Annotated in this window: 13 protein-coding genes; 9 read left to right on the forward strand and 4 right to left on the reverse strand. The window is 65.9% G+C overall.

What is annotated here, in order from left to right; genetic code table 11:
- Positions 1-35 precede the first annotated feature (35 nt).
- The 3 genes from glpK to AC5P53_RS02430 form a co-directional block, all read right to left on the reverse strand.
- Positions 36-1535: a glycerol kinase GlpK gene (glpK, locus tag AC5P53_RS02420; RefSeq protein ID WP_241887512.1), complete on the reverse strand. Its 1500-nt coding sequence runs from the start codon at positions 1533-1535 to the stop codon at positions 36-38.
- Positions 1536-1640: 105 nt separating this feature from the next.
- Entirely contained in the window at positions 1641-3146 is a 1506-nt protein-coding gene (gene glpD, locus AC5P53_RS02425) for a glycerol-3-phosphate dehydrogenase (RefSeq protein WP_241887510.1), read from the reverse strand.
- A 246-nt stretch (positions 3147-3392) separates the two neighbouring features.
- On the reverse strand, positions 3393-4028 hold the full coding sequence (locus AC5P53_RS02430; RefSeq protein WP_014648503.1) for an OmpW/AlkL family protein: 636 nt from the start codon (positions 4026-4028) through the stop codon (positions 3393-3395).
- Positions 4029-4214: 186 nt separating this feature from the next.
- Here AC5P53_RS02430 and AC5P53_RS02435 point away from each other — a divergent pair, with 186 nt between their 5' ends.
- The 3 genes from AC5P53_RS02435 to lpdA all read left to right on the forward strand — a co-directional run bounded on the left by AC5P53_RS02435 (position 4215) and on the right by lpdA (position 8520).
- Positions 4215-4730, forward strand: a complete 516-nt coding sequence (locus tag AC5P53_RS02435) for a DNA-deoxyinosine glycosylase (protein WP_134809325.1) — start codon at positions 4215-4217, stop codon at positions 4728-4730.
- 167 nt (positions 4731-4897) lie between these two features.
- On the forward strand, positions 4898-6610 hold the full coding sequence (gene aceF, locus AC5P53_RS02440; RefSeq protein ID WP_075077125.1) for a dihydrolipoyllysine-residue acetyltransferase: 1713 nt from the start codon (positions 4898-4900) through the stop codon (positions 6608-6610).
- 107 nt (positions 6611-6717) lie between these two features.
- Positions 6718-8520, forward strand: a complete 1803-nt coding sequence (gene lpdA, locus AC5P53_RS02445) for a dihydrolipoyl dehydrogenase (protein ID WP_126411382.1) — start codon at positions 6718-6720, stop codon at positions 8518-8520.
- Between the two features lie 441 nt (positions 8521-8961).
- Here lpdA and AC5P53_RS02450 read toward each other — a convergent pair whose 3' ends face one another.
- Complete coding sequence (locus AC5P53_RS02450; RefSeq protein WP_046432636.1) at positions 8962-9780, reverse strand: hypothetical protein; 819 nt, start codon at positions 9778-9780, stop codon at positions 8962-8964.
- A gap of 458 nt (positions 9781-10238) precedes the next feature.
- Here AC5P53_RS02450 and AC5P53_RS02455 point away from each other — a divergent pair, with 458 nt between their 5' ends.
- The 6 genes from AC5P53_RS02455 to atpA all read left to right on the forward strand — a co-directional run bounded on the left by AC5P53_RS02455 (position 10239) and on the right by atpA (position 14514).
- Complete coding sequence (locus tag AC5P53_RS02455; protein ID WP_014648497.1) at positions 10239-10604, forward strand: hypothetical protein; 366 nt, start codon at positions 10239-10241, stop codon at positions 10602-10604.
- A 31-nt stretch (positions 10605-10635) separates the two neighbouring features.
- Entirely contained in the window at positions 10636-11436 is an 801-nt protein-coding gene (gene atpB / locus AC5P53_RS02460; protein WP_014038569.1) for a F0F1 ATP synthase subunit A, read from the forward strand.
- Positions 11437-11509: 73 nt separating this feature from the next.
- Positions 11510-11815 (forward strand): F0F1 ATP synthase subunit C, encoded by a 306-nt coding sequence (gene atpE, locus AC5P53_RS02465; RefSeq protein WP_005411133.1) that lies wholly within the window; start codon positions 11510-11512, stop codon positions 11813-11815.
- Positions 11816-11921: 106 nt separating this feature from the next.
- Positions 11922-12392 carry a F0F1 ATP synthase subunit B gene (locus AC5P53_RS02470; protein ID WP_005419512.1) on the forward strand — a complete coding sequence of 157 codons (471 nt, stop codon included), beginning with the start codon at positions 11922-11924 and terminating at the stop codon, positions 12390-12392.
- A gap of 2 nt (positions 12393-12394) precedes the next feature.
- Entirely contained in the window at positions 12395-12922 is a 528-nt protein-coding gene (locus AC5P53_RS02475; RefSeq protein WP_014648495.1) for a F0F1 ATP synthase subunit delta, read from the forward strand.
- A gap of 44 nt (positions 12923-12966) precedes the next feature.
- Entirely contained in the window at positions 12967-14514 is a 1548-nt protein-coding gene (gene atpA / locus AC5P53_RS02480) for a F0F1 ATP synthase subunit alpha (RefSeq protein WP_005419511.1), read from the forward strand.
- Positions 14515-14523: the final 9 nt, after the last annotated feature.

The following is a 14523-nucleotide window of genomic DNA, read 5'->3' on the forward strand; positions in this document are numbered from 1 at the left end:
CTCCACGTGCCGCAGCAGGGCAGGGCATTGCCGTTTCAATCGACGTGGAAGGCGAGGGTGGCGGCCACCGCCTGCTGCCATCCCGCATACAGTTTCTCGCGCCGGGCCACCTCCATCCGTGGCTCGAAGCGCCGGCCCAGGCCCCATTGCGCGGCGATCTGTTCGCGGCTGTTCCAGAACCCCACTGCCAGGCCGGCCAGGTAGGCCGCACCCAGCGCGGTGGTCTCGGTCAGTCGCGGCCGCAGCAGCGGCACACCGAGAATGTCGGCCTGGAAACCGGCCAGGAAGTCGTTGCCGATCGCACCGCCATCAGCGCGCAGCTCGGTCAGCGCGATACCCGCATCGGACTGCATCGCATCGAGTACATCGCGGGTCTGGTAGGCCATCGCTTCCAGCGCGGCGCGCACGAAGTGCGCCTTGCGGGTGCCACGGGTCAGGCCGAACATCGCACCGCGCACATCACTGCGCCAATAGGGCGCGCCGAGGCCGACGAACGCCGGCACCAGGTAGGCGCCGCCACTGTCGGGCACCTGCGCAGCCAGCGCCTGGCTGTCGCTGGCGCGTTCGATCATGCGTAGTCCATCGCGCAGCCACTGCACCACCGAGCCGGCGATGAAGATCGAACCCTCCAGCGCGTACTCCACGCGCCCGTCCAGGCCCCAGGCAATGGTGGTCAGCAGGCCGTTGCGCGACCGCACCGCCTGCGCGCCGGTGTGCATCAACATGAAGCAACCGGTGCCATAGGTGTTCTTGACCATGCCCGGCTGGAAACAAGCCTGGCCGAACAGCGCCGCCTGCTGGTCACCGGCGATGCCGGCGATGGGGATCGGGTGGTCGAAGAAGAACTGCGGCCGGGTGTGTGCGTACACCGCGCTGGAGTCGCGCACCTGCGGCAGCATCGCGCGCGGAATGTCGAGCAGGGCCAGCAGGTCGTCATCCCAGTCCAGCGTGTGGATGTTGAACAGCAGCGTGCGTGCCGCATTGCTGTAGTCAGTCACATGTGCCTGGCCACCGCTGAGGTTCCACACCAGCCAGCTGTCGATGGTGCCGAACAGCAGCTCACCACGTTCGGCGCGCTGCTGCGCACCATCCACGTGGTCGAGGATCCAGCGCACCTTGGTCGCGGAGAAATAGGCGTCGATCAGCAGCCCGGTCCGCTCGCGGATCAGTGCTTCATGCCCCTCCGATTTCAGCCGCTCGCAGATGGCGTGGCTCTGCCGCGATTGCCAGACGATGGCGTTGTGGATCGGCTGGCCGGTGGCACGGTCCCAGACCACGGTGGTTTCGCGCTGGTTGGTGATGCCCAGCGCGGCGATATGGCGTGGGTCGATCTGCCCGCGGCTGAGCAGTTCGGTCAATGTGGCATAGACGCTGGTAAGGATCTCGCGGGGGTCATGCTCGACCCAGCCGGGCTGCGGGAAGATCTGCGCGAACTCGCGCTGCGCGCTGCCGACGATGTCGCCGGCGCGGTCGAACAGGATCGCGCGCGAACTGGTGGTGCCCTGGTCGATGGCCAGCACGTAGCGGGGCGTCATGCAGCGTCTCCAATGGCGATGGGGAAATCCTAATGCATCGATCGCGTCGCGCGCGGCTGCCCTGGTAGCTGCCAACCTGGGTTGGCACACGTGGCATCACGGGGGTCAGAGCCCTTTCCGTGGGAAAGGGATCCGACCCTCCATCCACGCCTGCAGCCGTGCCACCTGCGCAGCATCCAGCCGCAACCCCAGCTTGCTCCGGCGCCACAGGATATCGTCGGTGTCACACGCCCACTCGCGTTCGCGCAGGAAGTCCACTTCGCGTGCATGCAGGCCACCGCCGAAGTCCTCGCCCAGATCGTGCAGGCCCTGTACACCCTGCAGCAGTTCCGCGCTGCGACTGCCATAGGCCCCGGCCCAGCGTCGCGCGATACCTGCGGGCAACCACGGTGCCAGCGCCAGCAGGCGCGAGCACGCCTGTGCGGCGTCGCCCCAGTCGCTGCCCGGCAGCGGGTCTCCGCGCGCCGTCCAGGCCGGTCCCATCTGTGGCAGGGCAGGGCGCAGCAGGTCCAGTGCCTCCTCGGCCAGCACCCGGTAGGTGGTCAGCTTGCCGCCCAGTACATGCAGCGCCGGTGCCGGGTCCACCTGCACCTGCAGGCGGTAGTCGCGGCTCAGCTGCGCTGCGCGCGGATCCGGGTCGGCCAGCAATGGACGGACACCGGCGAACGCCCAGACCACCTCGTTCGGGGCGATGGGGTCACGCAGGTAGCGATTGGCCGCTTCGCACAGGTAGATCACCTCGGAAGGCAGCACGCTGCAGCGCGCCGGGTCACCGCGATAGTCGGTATCGGTGGTGCCCACCAGCAGGTGGTCGTGGGCGAAAGGCAGCAGGAACACCACCCGTCCGTCGGGCTGCTGCAGCAGGCAGGCGCTGTCATCGGGCCAGGGCCTGCGCAGCACGATGTGGCTGCCCTGCACCAGGCGCAGCGCAGGGGCGCCGCTGCGCGTCTGCATCCGTTCCAGCAGGCCCCCGGCCCACGGGCCCGCCGCATTGACCACGGCGCGGGCATTCACGGGGTGCCGCTGGCCATCGGCGGATTCCAGAACGGCCCGCCACCGGCCCTGCACGGGGTGCAGGTCGATGCAGCGGCTGCGCACCTGCACCTGTGCGCCCCGCTGCGCGGCATCCAGGGCGTTGAGCAGTACCAGCCGCGCGTCATCGACCTGCGCATCGGCGTAGCTGAAGGCCTGCCGCAGCGCCGGGGAGAGCCACTGGCCGAGCGGATCGTGTTGCAGTTCCAGTGCGCGTGACGCGGGGAAGGCGGGGCTGCGCCGGCCCAGATGGTCGTACAGCCACAGCCCCGCGCGCAGCATCCAGCGCGGGCGCAGGTGCGGTTCCCACGGCAGGACGAAGCGCAGCGGATGGACCAGATGGGGCGCCTGCCGGCGCACCACCTCGCGTTCGCCCAGCGCCTTGCGCACCAGCCCGAACTCGCCCTGCTCCAGGTAGCGCAGGCCGCCGTGGATCAGCTTGCTGCTGGCGCTGGAGGTGTGCGCGGCCAGGTCATGCTGTTCGCACAGCAGCACGCGCAGGCCGCGGCCGCTGGCGTCACGGGCGATGCCGGCGCCATTGATGCCGCCACCGATCACCAGCAGGTCGACGTCGTCCATCGTGTCTCCGCGTCCTGTGTCTGTAGAGCCGAGCCGCGCCACCCTTGACCGTGGGCGCCATTGAACGTAACGCATCGCAATGCGCGCGGAGCCCGCCGCTCGACTCGGGATAGGGGGCTTGGCTCGACTCTACAAAAAAGCAGCCGAGCATGGGCTCGGCTCTACACGCGGAACGCGGGTGACGGAAACGACGACGGGCCCCGAAGGGCCCGTCGCGTTGCATCAGTGAAGCAGGTGCTGCCTGGATCAGAAGCGGGCGCCGATGCCGAAGCCGACGGTCCACGGATCCATCTTGGCTTCGCCGATCTTCTCGCCGCCGACCTTGATGTCCGGGCGGGCGCGCATGTAGCGGGCGTCAGCGCGGGCGAACCAGGTGGAGTTGATGTTCATGTCGACGCCGACGGTGCCGATCACGCCCTTGGCATCCTTGAAGCGGATGTCGGTGTCAGCACCGTTGCCCAGCTTCTCGTTGCTGAAGCTCGACTGGTAGTAGCCCACGCCCACGAACGGGCGGAACACGTTGTCGGCCTGGCCGAAGTGGTACTGGCCGCTCAGCGCGACCGGCTGCTGCTCGACCGAACCCAGGCGGGCGTTGTTCGGGCCCTTGAACTTGTTGTCGAACTTGTCGGCAGCGCCCCACAGCTCAACGGCCCAGTTGTCGTTGATGTAGTAGCTGAAGCTGACGGTCGGCGCCGGGCCACCGTCGGTCTTCTTCACGCCGGTGATCGGGTCGTTCTTCGGCTCCAGCAGCGAGATGCCGCCAACAACGGCAAAATGCTTGCCCGAAGCGGTATCGGTGGTGCTGCTGTCCTGGGCGAAAGCGGCCGGCGCGAAGGCGGCGGAGGTCAGCAGGGCGAGACTCAGGATACGGATGGAGCGCATGGGGGTATCTCCTAATGTTTCTTGTTTTGGGCCCCCGGTTGCGGGGCGAGCACACCGTAGTCGCCCCAACATGAATCGAATCCGACGCACGTTAAAAAATAGTTTTCCTTGTTCAGCGACGGGTGCGGAATGCCTTTATTCATGGCGTTTTCTGCTCTCGCCGACATTCATGCAGTTGGAGAAGATGTGAGCGCAGCAACGTTGTGCATTGGCCTGCCAGCGCAGGTGAACGTGGGATGCCGGGTGCTGCTGCTGGGCTCGATGCCAGGCGTGGCATCCCTGCAGGAGCAGCGCTACTACGCGCATCCTCGCAACCGCTTCTGGCCGCTGATGGCCGATATCTGCGGTTTCGACGCGGATCTGCCCTATGCGCAACGGCTGCAGGCGTTGAAGGCCGCAGGCATCGGCCTGTGGGATGTGATCGGGCGCTGCGAGCGGCGCGGCAGCCTGGATGCGGACATCGTGCGTGGCACGGAAGTGGCCAATGCACTGCCGGAACTGATCGCCACGTTGCCTGAGCTGACGCTGATCGGCTGCAATGGCGGCGCGTCATTGCAGGCATTCCAGCGCTGGGTGTTGCCGCGGCTGGAGGCCCCGCCGAAGGTGGTCGCGCTGCCGTCGACCAGCCCTGCCAATGCGGCGTGGTCGTTGCCGCGCCTGCGCCAGGCCTGGCAGCCGGTGGCCGACGCGCGGGCGACATGAAGCGGACATCGCCTGGACAATACGCTACCGACTGGTCGCGCACCCGACCCATGGGCAACAGCCTGTCCCGGCTGCGTGCGTACTGAAAACACCTGTAACGGTTGGCGCTGGACCCCGCTGGCCGCACAATAGACGTTTCCCTACACCAGATTGCCGGAGTTATCCCCATGGCCGAAATCAAGGAAGCACTTGTCCCCGATATCGGTGACTACAGCGATATCCCGGTAATCGAGGTGCTTGTCGCCGTCGGCGACACGGTCAAGAAGGACCAGGGCCTGGTGACGCTGGAAAGCGACAAGGCGACCATGGAAGTGCCGTCCTCGGTGGCGGGCGTGGTCAAGGAGCTCAAGGTCAAAGTGGGCGACAGCCTGTCCGAAGGCAAGGTCGTGGCCCTGATCGAAGTGGCCGAAGGCGAAGCCGAAGCCGCCAAGCCGGCCGCACCGGCACCGGCACCGGCCAAGGCCGCTGCCCCGGCTGCCGCCACCCAGAGCGCGCCGGCCGCAGCTGCGCCGGCCGCTCCGGCTGCCAGCGGTGGTGCGGTTGAAGCCCTGGTGCCGGACATCGGCGACTACGCCGGCATTCCGGTCATCGAAGTGCTGGTCGCCGTGGGCGATACGGTCAAGAAGGACCAGGGCCTGGTCACGCTGGAAAGCGACAAGGCCACCATGGAAGTGCCGTCGTCTGTGGCCGGCGTGGTCAAGGAGATCAAGGTCAAGGTGGGCGACAATCTGTCGCAAGGCGACGTGGTTGCAATCATCGAAGCCGAGGGCGCTGCCGCGCCGGCGCCGACCAAGGCCGCTGCTGCTGCCGCTCCGGCTGCCGCAGAGACCGCCACCAAGGTCGAGCCGGTCGCTGTGCCGGCGCAGCCGGACAAGCTGGCGGCCCGCGAGATCGCCTCGGCCGGTACCCCGTCCAGCCCGCCGGTGCAGTTCAATGCCGATGGCGTGCTGCCGGCCAAGGTGCCGTACGCCACCCCGGCGGTGCGCGTGTTCGCCCGCGAGCTGGGCGTGGACCTGCTGCAGATCAACGGCACCGAGAAGGGTGGCCGCATCACCAAGGGTGACGTACAGAAGTTCGTCAAGGCCGCGCTCAGCGGTGGCGTGCCGGCAGCTGCCGGTGGCGCCGTCGCTGCTGGTGGTGGCCTGAACCTGCTGCCGTGGCCGAAGGTCGACTTCAGCAAGTTCGGCGAGACCGAAGTCCAGCCGCTGTCGCGCATCAAGAAGATCTCCGGTGCGAACCTGGCCCGCAACTGGGCCATGATCCCGCACGTCACCCAGTTCGAGCAGGCCGACATCACCGACCTGGAAGGCCTGCGCGTGGCGTTGAACAAGGAGAACGAGAAGGCCGGCATCAAGCTGACCATGCTCGCCTTCCTGATCAAGGCCAGCGCCGCAGCGCTGAAGAAGTTCCCGGAATTCAACGCCTCGCTCGATGCCAGCGGTGAAAACCTGACCCTGAAGAAGTACTTCCACATCGGTTTCGCCGCCGACACGCCGAACGGCCTGGTCGTGCCGGTCATCCGCGACGTGGACAAGAAGGGTGTGGTGCAGATCGCGCAGGAAACCGGCGAACTGGCCAAGAAGGCACGCGACGGCAAGCTGGGCCCGGCGGACATGAGCGGCGGCTGCTTCTCGATCAGCTCGTTGGGCGGCATCGGCGGCACCGCGTTCACCCCGATCGTCAACGCACCGGAAGTGGCCATCCTCGGCGTCTCCAAGTCGTCCATCCAGCCGGTCTGGAACGGCAAGGAATTCGCACCGAAGCTGATGCTGCCGCTGTCGCTGAGCTACGACCACCGCGTCATCGACGGCGCACTGGCCGCACGCTTCACCACGTACCTGTCGCAGGTACTGGCCGACATGCGCCGCGTGCTGCTGTAAGGCACCGCTTCGCCCCCACCGTGCGGCCGCAGCCCCTGGCGCGGCCGCGTGAACAGATGCAGTGACAGCCCGCCGGCGCCGCCGGGCGGGCACGAGGAAAACCCACCATGGCCACGATTGAAGTCAAGGTTCCCGACATCGGCGATTACAGCGATGTGCCGGTGATCGAAGTGTTGGTCGCCGTCGGCGACACGGTGAAGAAGGATCAGGGTCTGGTGACCCTGGAGTCGGACAAGGCCACCCTGGAAGTGCCGTCCTCGGCCGCCGGCGTGGTCAAGGAAATCAAGGTCAAGCTGGGCGACACCCTGTCCGAAGGCGCCGTGGTCGTGGTGCTGGACACTGAAGGCGCCGCCGAAGCCCCGGCCAAGGCCGCCGCGCCGGCTCCGGCCGCCCCGGCCAGCAAGCCGCCGGTGACCCCGTCGCACCGCGCCCCGGCCGAACCGGCTGCGCCGAAGCCGGCGCTGTCCAGCGGCAAGCCGGCCGACATCGAATGCGAGATGGTCGTGCTGGGCTCCGGCCCGGGCGGCTACACCGCAGCCTTCCGCGCCGCCGACGTCGGCCTGGATACGGTGCTGGTCGAACGTTACGCCAGCCTCGGCGGCGTCTGCCTCAATGTCGGCTGCATCCCGTCCAAGGCGCTGCTGCATGCTGCTGCGGTCATCGACGAAGTGGCCCACGCCGGTGATTTCGGCGTCGAGTTCGGCAAGCCGACCATCACCCTGGACAAGCTGCGCGCGTACAAGGAAAAGGTCGTCAACCAGCTGACCAAGGGCCTGGCCGGGATGGCCAAGCAGCGCAAGGTCCGCAACGTGCAGGGCGTCGGCAAGTTTGTTTCGGCCAACGAGCTGGAGATCACCGCCGCTGATGGCAGCACCCAGCTGCTGCGCTTCCAGAAATGCATCATCGCCGCCGGTTCGCAGGCGGTGAAGCTGCCGAACTTCCCGTGGGACGACAAGCGCGTGATGGATTCCACCGATGCGCTGGAGCTGGCCGAAGTGCCGGGCTCGCTGCTGGTCGTCGGCGGCGGCATCATCGGCCTGGAAATGGCCACCGTGTACAGCGCGCTGGGCAGCAAGGTCACCGTGGTCGAGTTTATGGACCAGCTGATGCCCGGCGCCGACAAGGACCTGGTCAAGCCGCTGGCCGACCGCCTGAAGAAGCAGGGCATCGACGTGCACCTGAAGACCAAGGCCTCGGGCGTCACCGCCGATGCCAAGGGCATCACCGTGACCTTCGAAGCCGCCGAGGAAGGCCAGGCGCCTGCGCTGGCGCAGGGCACCTTCGACCGCGTGCTGGTGGCCGTGGGCCGCTCGCCGAACGGCAAGAAGATCGATGCCGAGAAGGCCGGCGTGCAGGTCACCGACCGCGGCTTCATCCCGGTCGATCGGCAGATGCGTACCAACGTGCCGCACATCTTTGCCATCGGCGACATCGTCGGCAACCCGATGCTGGCCCACAAGGCCACGCACGAGGGCAAGCTGGCCGCTGAAGTGGCAGCCGGCCACAAGAAGGAGTGGGTCGCCCGCGTGATTCCGTCGGTGGCCTACACCAACCCGGAAATCGCCTGGGTCGGCGTGACCGAGACCGAAGCCAAGGCCAAGGGCCTGAAGGTCGGCGTGGCCAAGTTCCCGTGGGCCGCCAGTGGCCGCGCGATCGGCATCGGTCGCACCGAGGGCTTCACCAAGCTGATCTTCGACGAAGAGACCCACCGCATCATCGGTGGCGCGATCGTCGGCGTGCATGCCGGCGATCTGCTGGCCGAGATCGGCCTGGCGATCGAGATGGGGGCGGAAGCGGAAGACATCGGCCACACCATCCATGCGCATCCGACGCTGAGCGAGTCGGTGGCGATGGCCTCGGAAATCTACGACGGCACGATCACCGATCTGTACATGCCGAAGAAGAAGTAAGGCGTCCGCGCCGTTCCGAACGAAAAGCCCTGGCATCTGCCGGGGCTTTTTTTCTTCGATCAGTGCTGCAGCAAAGGGTGGGGCCGCTGCGCGGGTGGCAGGCATTTCGACAAATGTCCCCGTCGCCCGCCTGCGGCGGTCGCCTCCTCCTTTACTTTGTCGAAATGCCCGCCACCCGCGCAGCGGCTCGGCTTGCGGATAGTCGAGAGCCACAGCCTGGCCCGCCTGGATGCCTGACACGCGGGGGAAGAGGGGCTTGTGTGCGAAGTAAAGGAGGAGGTGACGGCCGTAGGCCGGCGCCGGGGGACATTCGCACGCAAGCCCCTCTTCCCCCAGCGCTCGACCAGCCTGCTTTTCTGCTCGACGATGCAAAGAAAAAACGCGGCCCCGATGTTCCGGAGGCCGCGCCAGGAGAGAAGATGCCGTGGAAGGGGCAGGGGATCAGAACACGAAGCTGATACCGGCCACCGGGCCCTTGAATTCCTGCTTCAGGCCGACCGTGCCGTCGCTGCCCTTCTTGTCCACGTCCAGCTTGAACCAGTCGTAGCCGGCGAACACACCGAAGTTCTTGGTGAAGCGGTAATCGACGATCGCATTGGCGCGGCTCAGGTCGCCCTTGTAGTCATCGAAACTGCCCCAGCGCGTGTTCAGGTACTGGCCCTGCAGCGTGATCATCCAGCGCTCGGACGGGGTGAAGGTCATGCGCGCACCCACCACCGGTGCCACGCCATCGGCCTTCTCGTTGAGGAACTGGCCTTCATACACCGTGCCCAGGTCCGCGTAGCCCTTGGTGCTGACCTTGGCGTACTCGCCACCGATCTGCAGGCCCAGGTCGAAGGTGTCGGTATCGACGACCGAGTAGTCATAGACCAGGCTGGCCACCTGGTACTTCAGCTCGCCCTTCACGAAGCTGCCGGCCGGCACGCTCTCACCGCCGAAGGAAATGCCCTGGTCAAGCGTCTCGCGACGGTCCTTGTCGTACTTGAAGTAGTTGAACAGCAGGCGCTGACGGTTGCTGATGCGGAACATGCCGTCGATGCGCGGCTCCCATTCCTTGCCACCCAGCTTGAAGTCCTGGTCCAGGGAGATGTCCTGGCCGGCCACGGTGGTGCTGCCACGCAGCGTGTTGTCCGAATCGATGTTCATCGCACCCAGACGGATGGCGAAGCGGTCGTCGCCTTCGGCGGCGTGGGCGGCATTGGCGAACGAGGCGCCGGCAGCGAGCAGGGAAAGGGCGAGCAGGGTGGGTACGGGGCGCATCGAAGAGTCCTTGCAGTGGTTCATCAGAATGAAGACCACTGTGCCGGACGCCGCCGTCCACCATCCGTGAACGTATGGTCCACGGAGTGTGCACGGTTCAGCCCTGTCGCGACGACGCAAAAAGATGGCCCCGGAGACGGGCTTCGGGGCCATCGTGGGACCTGCGGGGCGGAGCGTCGACGAGGTTGCTGCAGGCAGGTCGAAAGATCGGACCGGCGCATCCAGCGAAAGTTCCGCGCCTGCGACCAAAGTTCAATACTGCAGTGCAGCATCACGCGGACGTCATTGTCCCCCGGGTGGCACGCAAAAATGTAACCGTTACCGCAACTTGCGGCTTCCAGGGATGAACAGGCAGCGGTTGTCTCGCAAATTGTCCCATTGCTATAATTTGGCGGCTCGATGAGGCCCCCCTGCTGTAGCCGCCTCAGCCCTCCACTTGCAACCACGCGGGACGTCCTGTGCTGAACTCCGTTGATGCGGGTCGGCGACTGATGCTGCGCGCCGCGGTCTACCCGCTGGCCGCGGTGGCTGTCCTGGCCCTGGCCTTCCTGCTGGTAGGTCCGAAGTATGCCCTCGGCGCGCTGGCGTCCGGTGTGGCCATTTCGGCCGGCGGCTGGGTTGCGGCACGGATGGCTCTGGGCGGTGGTGCGGTGGCCGCAGGATCGGCGATGGCTCGCCTGATCATTGCGATCGTGGCCAAGTGGGTCGTGGTTTTCGGCGTCCTGCTGGTGGGGTTCCTGGTCTTCAAGCTGCCTGCATTGGCGCTGTTGGCCGGTATCGCCGTCGGCTTGATGTTCCAGGTCCTGGCCATGGCCAGGCGTTGACAGAATTCAATTAACTGAAGGTTCCGGACACATGGCGGGCGAGGCTCTAACCCCTACCAGCTACATCCAGCATCACCTGCACAACCTGACCGCACCGGTCGGCAAGGGTGAGGGTATGTTCTGGCATATCCACGTCGATACCTTCCTCACCGCCGTCCTGATGGGCCTGGTGATCGTTGTCGCGTTCTGGCTGGGGACCCGCAAGGCCACCGCCGGCGTGCCGGGCAAGTGGCAGGCCTTCGTCGAGATCTGCCTGGAGTTCGTCGACCGCCAGGCCAAGGACACCTACCACGGCAAGAGCAAGCTGGTCACGCCGATCGCCATCACGATCTTCTTCTGGATCCTGTTGATGAATCTGCTGAAGATGATCCCGGCCGATTTCATCGCCAAGCCGCTGGAATGGGTGGGCGTGCACTACTGGAAGCCGGTGCCGACCGCTGACGTCAATGCCACCCTCGGCATGGCCATCAGCGTGTTCTTCCTGATGCTGTTCTTCGCGCTCAAGTCCAAGGGCCTGGTCGGCTTCGTCAAGGAATTCCTGACGGCGCCGTTCGGCAAGTGGATGATGCCGTTCAACCTGATCCTCAACATCGTCGAGTGGCTGAGCAAGCCGATCTCGCTGGCGATGCGACTGTTCGGCAACATGTTCGGCGGCGAAATCGTGTTCCTGCTGATCTGGGTGCTGGGTGGTGCCGGTTTCTTCGGTGCCATCGCGGGTGGTGTGTTCGGCCTCGGCTGGATGCTGTTCCACCTGCTGGTGATCCCGCTGCAGGCCTTCATCTTCATGATGCTGTCGATCGTGTACCTGAGCCTGTCGGAAGACGCTCACTGAGTTTCAAGCTTCAACGCGTTTCAACCTTCATCCGTTTCATCACCCTTAGCAACTTAAGTTCCTGGAGATAACCATGTACTTCGCCGTCCTGACCAACTTCGCGCAGATTCAGAGCTCCACCGCCCTTGCCGTCGGCATCATGATCGGCCTGGCCGCGCTGGGCGCCGGTCTGGGTCTGGCCATCATGGCTGGTAAGTTCCTGGAGTCGGCCGCGCGCCAGCCGGAACTGATCCCGGTCCTGCAGGTCCGCATGTTCATCACCGCCGGCCTGATCGACGCCGCGTTCATCATCTCGGTCGCCGTTGGCCTGCTGCTGGCCTTCGCCAACCCGCTGTCGGCTGCCTTTGCTGGCGCCGTCACCAAGGCTCTGGCCGGCTGATACAGCGGTTTGAGACGACCGGGTGCTGATGCACCCGGTTTCGGATGAAGGCCGGATGTGCCGCTTCGGCGGCACGTCCACCCCGAAACCAGCGATCGAGCTAACCATGAATATCAATTTCACCCTTCTTGCGCAGGCGCTGGCCTTCGCTGGTCTGATCTGGATCATCGCGACCAAGATCTGGCCGCCGCTGATGAACGCGATCGAAGAGCGCCAGCAGAAGATTGCTGAAGGCCTCGCTGCTGCCGACCGCAGCCAGAAAGATCTGGCCCAGGCGCAGGAGAAGGTCAACGAAGCGCTGAAGGAAGCCCGCACCAAGGCCAACGAGATCATCGATCAGGCCCACGCGCGTGCCAACCAGATCGTTGATGCAGCCCGTAACGAAGCGATCACCGAAGCCACCCGTCAGAAGGAACTGGCCCAGGCTGAAATCGACGCCGCCGCCAACCGTGCCCGTGAAGATCTGCGCAAGCAGGTGTCCGCGCTGGCCGTGACCGGTGCCGAAAAGCTGCTCAAGCGCGAAATCGACGCCAACGCCCACAAGGCGCTGCTCGACGAGCTGGCCTCGGAGATCTAAGGATGAGCCAGGCCCTCACGCTTGCCCGCCCGTACGCCCGCGCCGCGTTCGCGACCGCGCGCGACGAAGGTGCGTTCGCGCCGTGGTCGGACGCCCTGGCGTTCTCCGCCCACGTCGCCGCCGACCCGCGCGTGGCGGCCCTGCTCGCCAACCCGGAGCTGGGTCGTGACGACGCCGTCGCCCTGCTGGCGCCGGTCTCGCACGGCGAGACCTACTCGCGCTTCCTGGCCATCCTGGCCGAATCGCATCGTCTGCCGCTGCTGCCGGAAATCTCCGGCATGTTCGACGCCCTGCGCGCCGAAGCCGAGCACGTGGTCAAGGCCACGGTGACCTCGGCTTCCGAGCTGTCGGCCGGCGAGCTGGACGCGATCAAGGCTGCGCTGCGCAAGCGCTTCAACCGCGAGGTCGACGTGACCACCGCGGTCGATGCTTCGCTGATCGGCGGCGCCGTGATCGACGCCGGCGACGTGGTCATCGATGGTTCGCTGAAGGGCAAGCTGGCCCGTCTGCAGACCGCGCTCGCTAACTGAATTCATTTAACGTCCGGCCCCGCTGCCGGCACTAGGACTTGACGATGGCAACCACGCTCAACCCCTCCGAAATCAGCGAACTGATCAAGAACCGCATCGAGAAGGTCAAGCTGGCCGCGGAATCGCGCAACGAAGGCACCGTGACCAGCGTGTCCGACGGCATCGTGCGCATCTTCGGTCTGGCCGACGTGATGCAGGGCGAAATGATCGAACTGCCGAACAACACCTTCGCCCTGGCCCTGAACCTGGAGCGCGACTCGGTCGGCGCCGTGGTCCTGGGTGACTACGAGCACCTGCGCGAAGGCGACGTCGCCAAGACCACCGGCCGCATCCTGGAAGTGCCGGTCGGCCCGGAACTGCTGGGCCGCGTCGTGAACGCGCTGGGCGAGCCGATCGACGGCAAGGGCCCGCTGGGCACCGACCTGACCGCTCCGGTGGAGCGTGTTGCGCCGGGCGTGATCTGGCGCAAGTCGGTCGACCAGCCGGTGCAGACCGGTTACAAGTCGGTCGACTCGATGATCCCGATCGGCCGTGGCCAGCGCGAGCTGATCATCGGTGACCGCCAGACCGGCAAGACCGCCATGGCGATCGATGCGGTGATCAACCAGAAGGGCACCGGCATCAAGTGCGTGTACGTTGCGATCGGCCAGAAGGCGTCGACCATCGCCAACATCGTGCGCAAGCTGGAAGAGAACGGCGCGCTGGCCCACACCATCGTGGTGGCCGCGACCGCTTCCGAATCGGCTGCCATGCAGTACATCAGCGCCTACTCGGGCTGCACCATGGGTGAGTACTTCATGGACCGCGGCGAAGACGCGCTGATCGTGTACGACGATCTGTCCAAGCAGGCCGTTGCCTACCGCCAGATCTCGCTGCTGCTGAAGCGTCCGCCGGGCCGTGAAGCCTACCCGGGTGACGTGTTCTACCTGCACTCCCGTCTGCTCGAGCGCGCTGCCCGCGTGTCCGAGGAATACGTCGAGAAGTTCACCGAAGGCAAGGTCACCGGCAAGACCGGTTCGCTGACCGCGCTGCCGATCATCGAGACCCAGGCCGGCGACGTGTCCGCCTTCGTTCCGACCAACGTGATCTCGATCACCGACGGCCAGATCTTCCTGGAAACCGACCTGTTCAACGCCGGCATCCGCCCGGCCGTGAACGCCGGTATCTCGGTGTCGCGCGTCGGTGGCTCGGCCCAGACCAAGATCATCAAGAAGCTGTCGGGCGGCATCCGTATCTCGCTGGCCCAGTACCGCGAGCTGGCTGCGTTCGCGCAGTTCGCCTCGGACCTGGACGAAGCGACCCGCAAGCAGCTGGAGCGTGGCCAGCGCGTCACCGAGCTGATGAAGCAGAAGCAGTACGCGCCGATGTCGATTGCCAACCAGGCGCTGTCGATCTACGCCGTCAACGAGGGTTACCTCGACGACGTGCCGGTCAACAAGCTGCTGGCGTTCGAAGAAGGCCTGCACGCCCACTTCGCCAACACCCAGGGCGAGCTGATCAGCAAGGTCAACGCCACCGGCGGTTGGGACAACGACATCGAAGGTGCCTTCAAGAAGGGCATCGCCGAGTTCAAGACCACCGGCAGCTGGTAATCGCGGTCC

The organism is Stenotrophomonas sp. YJH_SMC_82 (genome assembly GCF_059368875.1).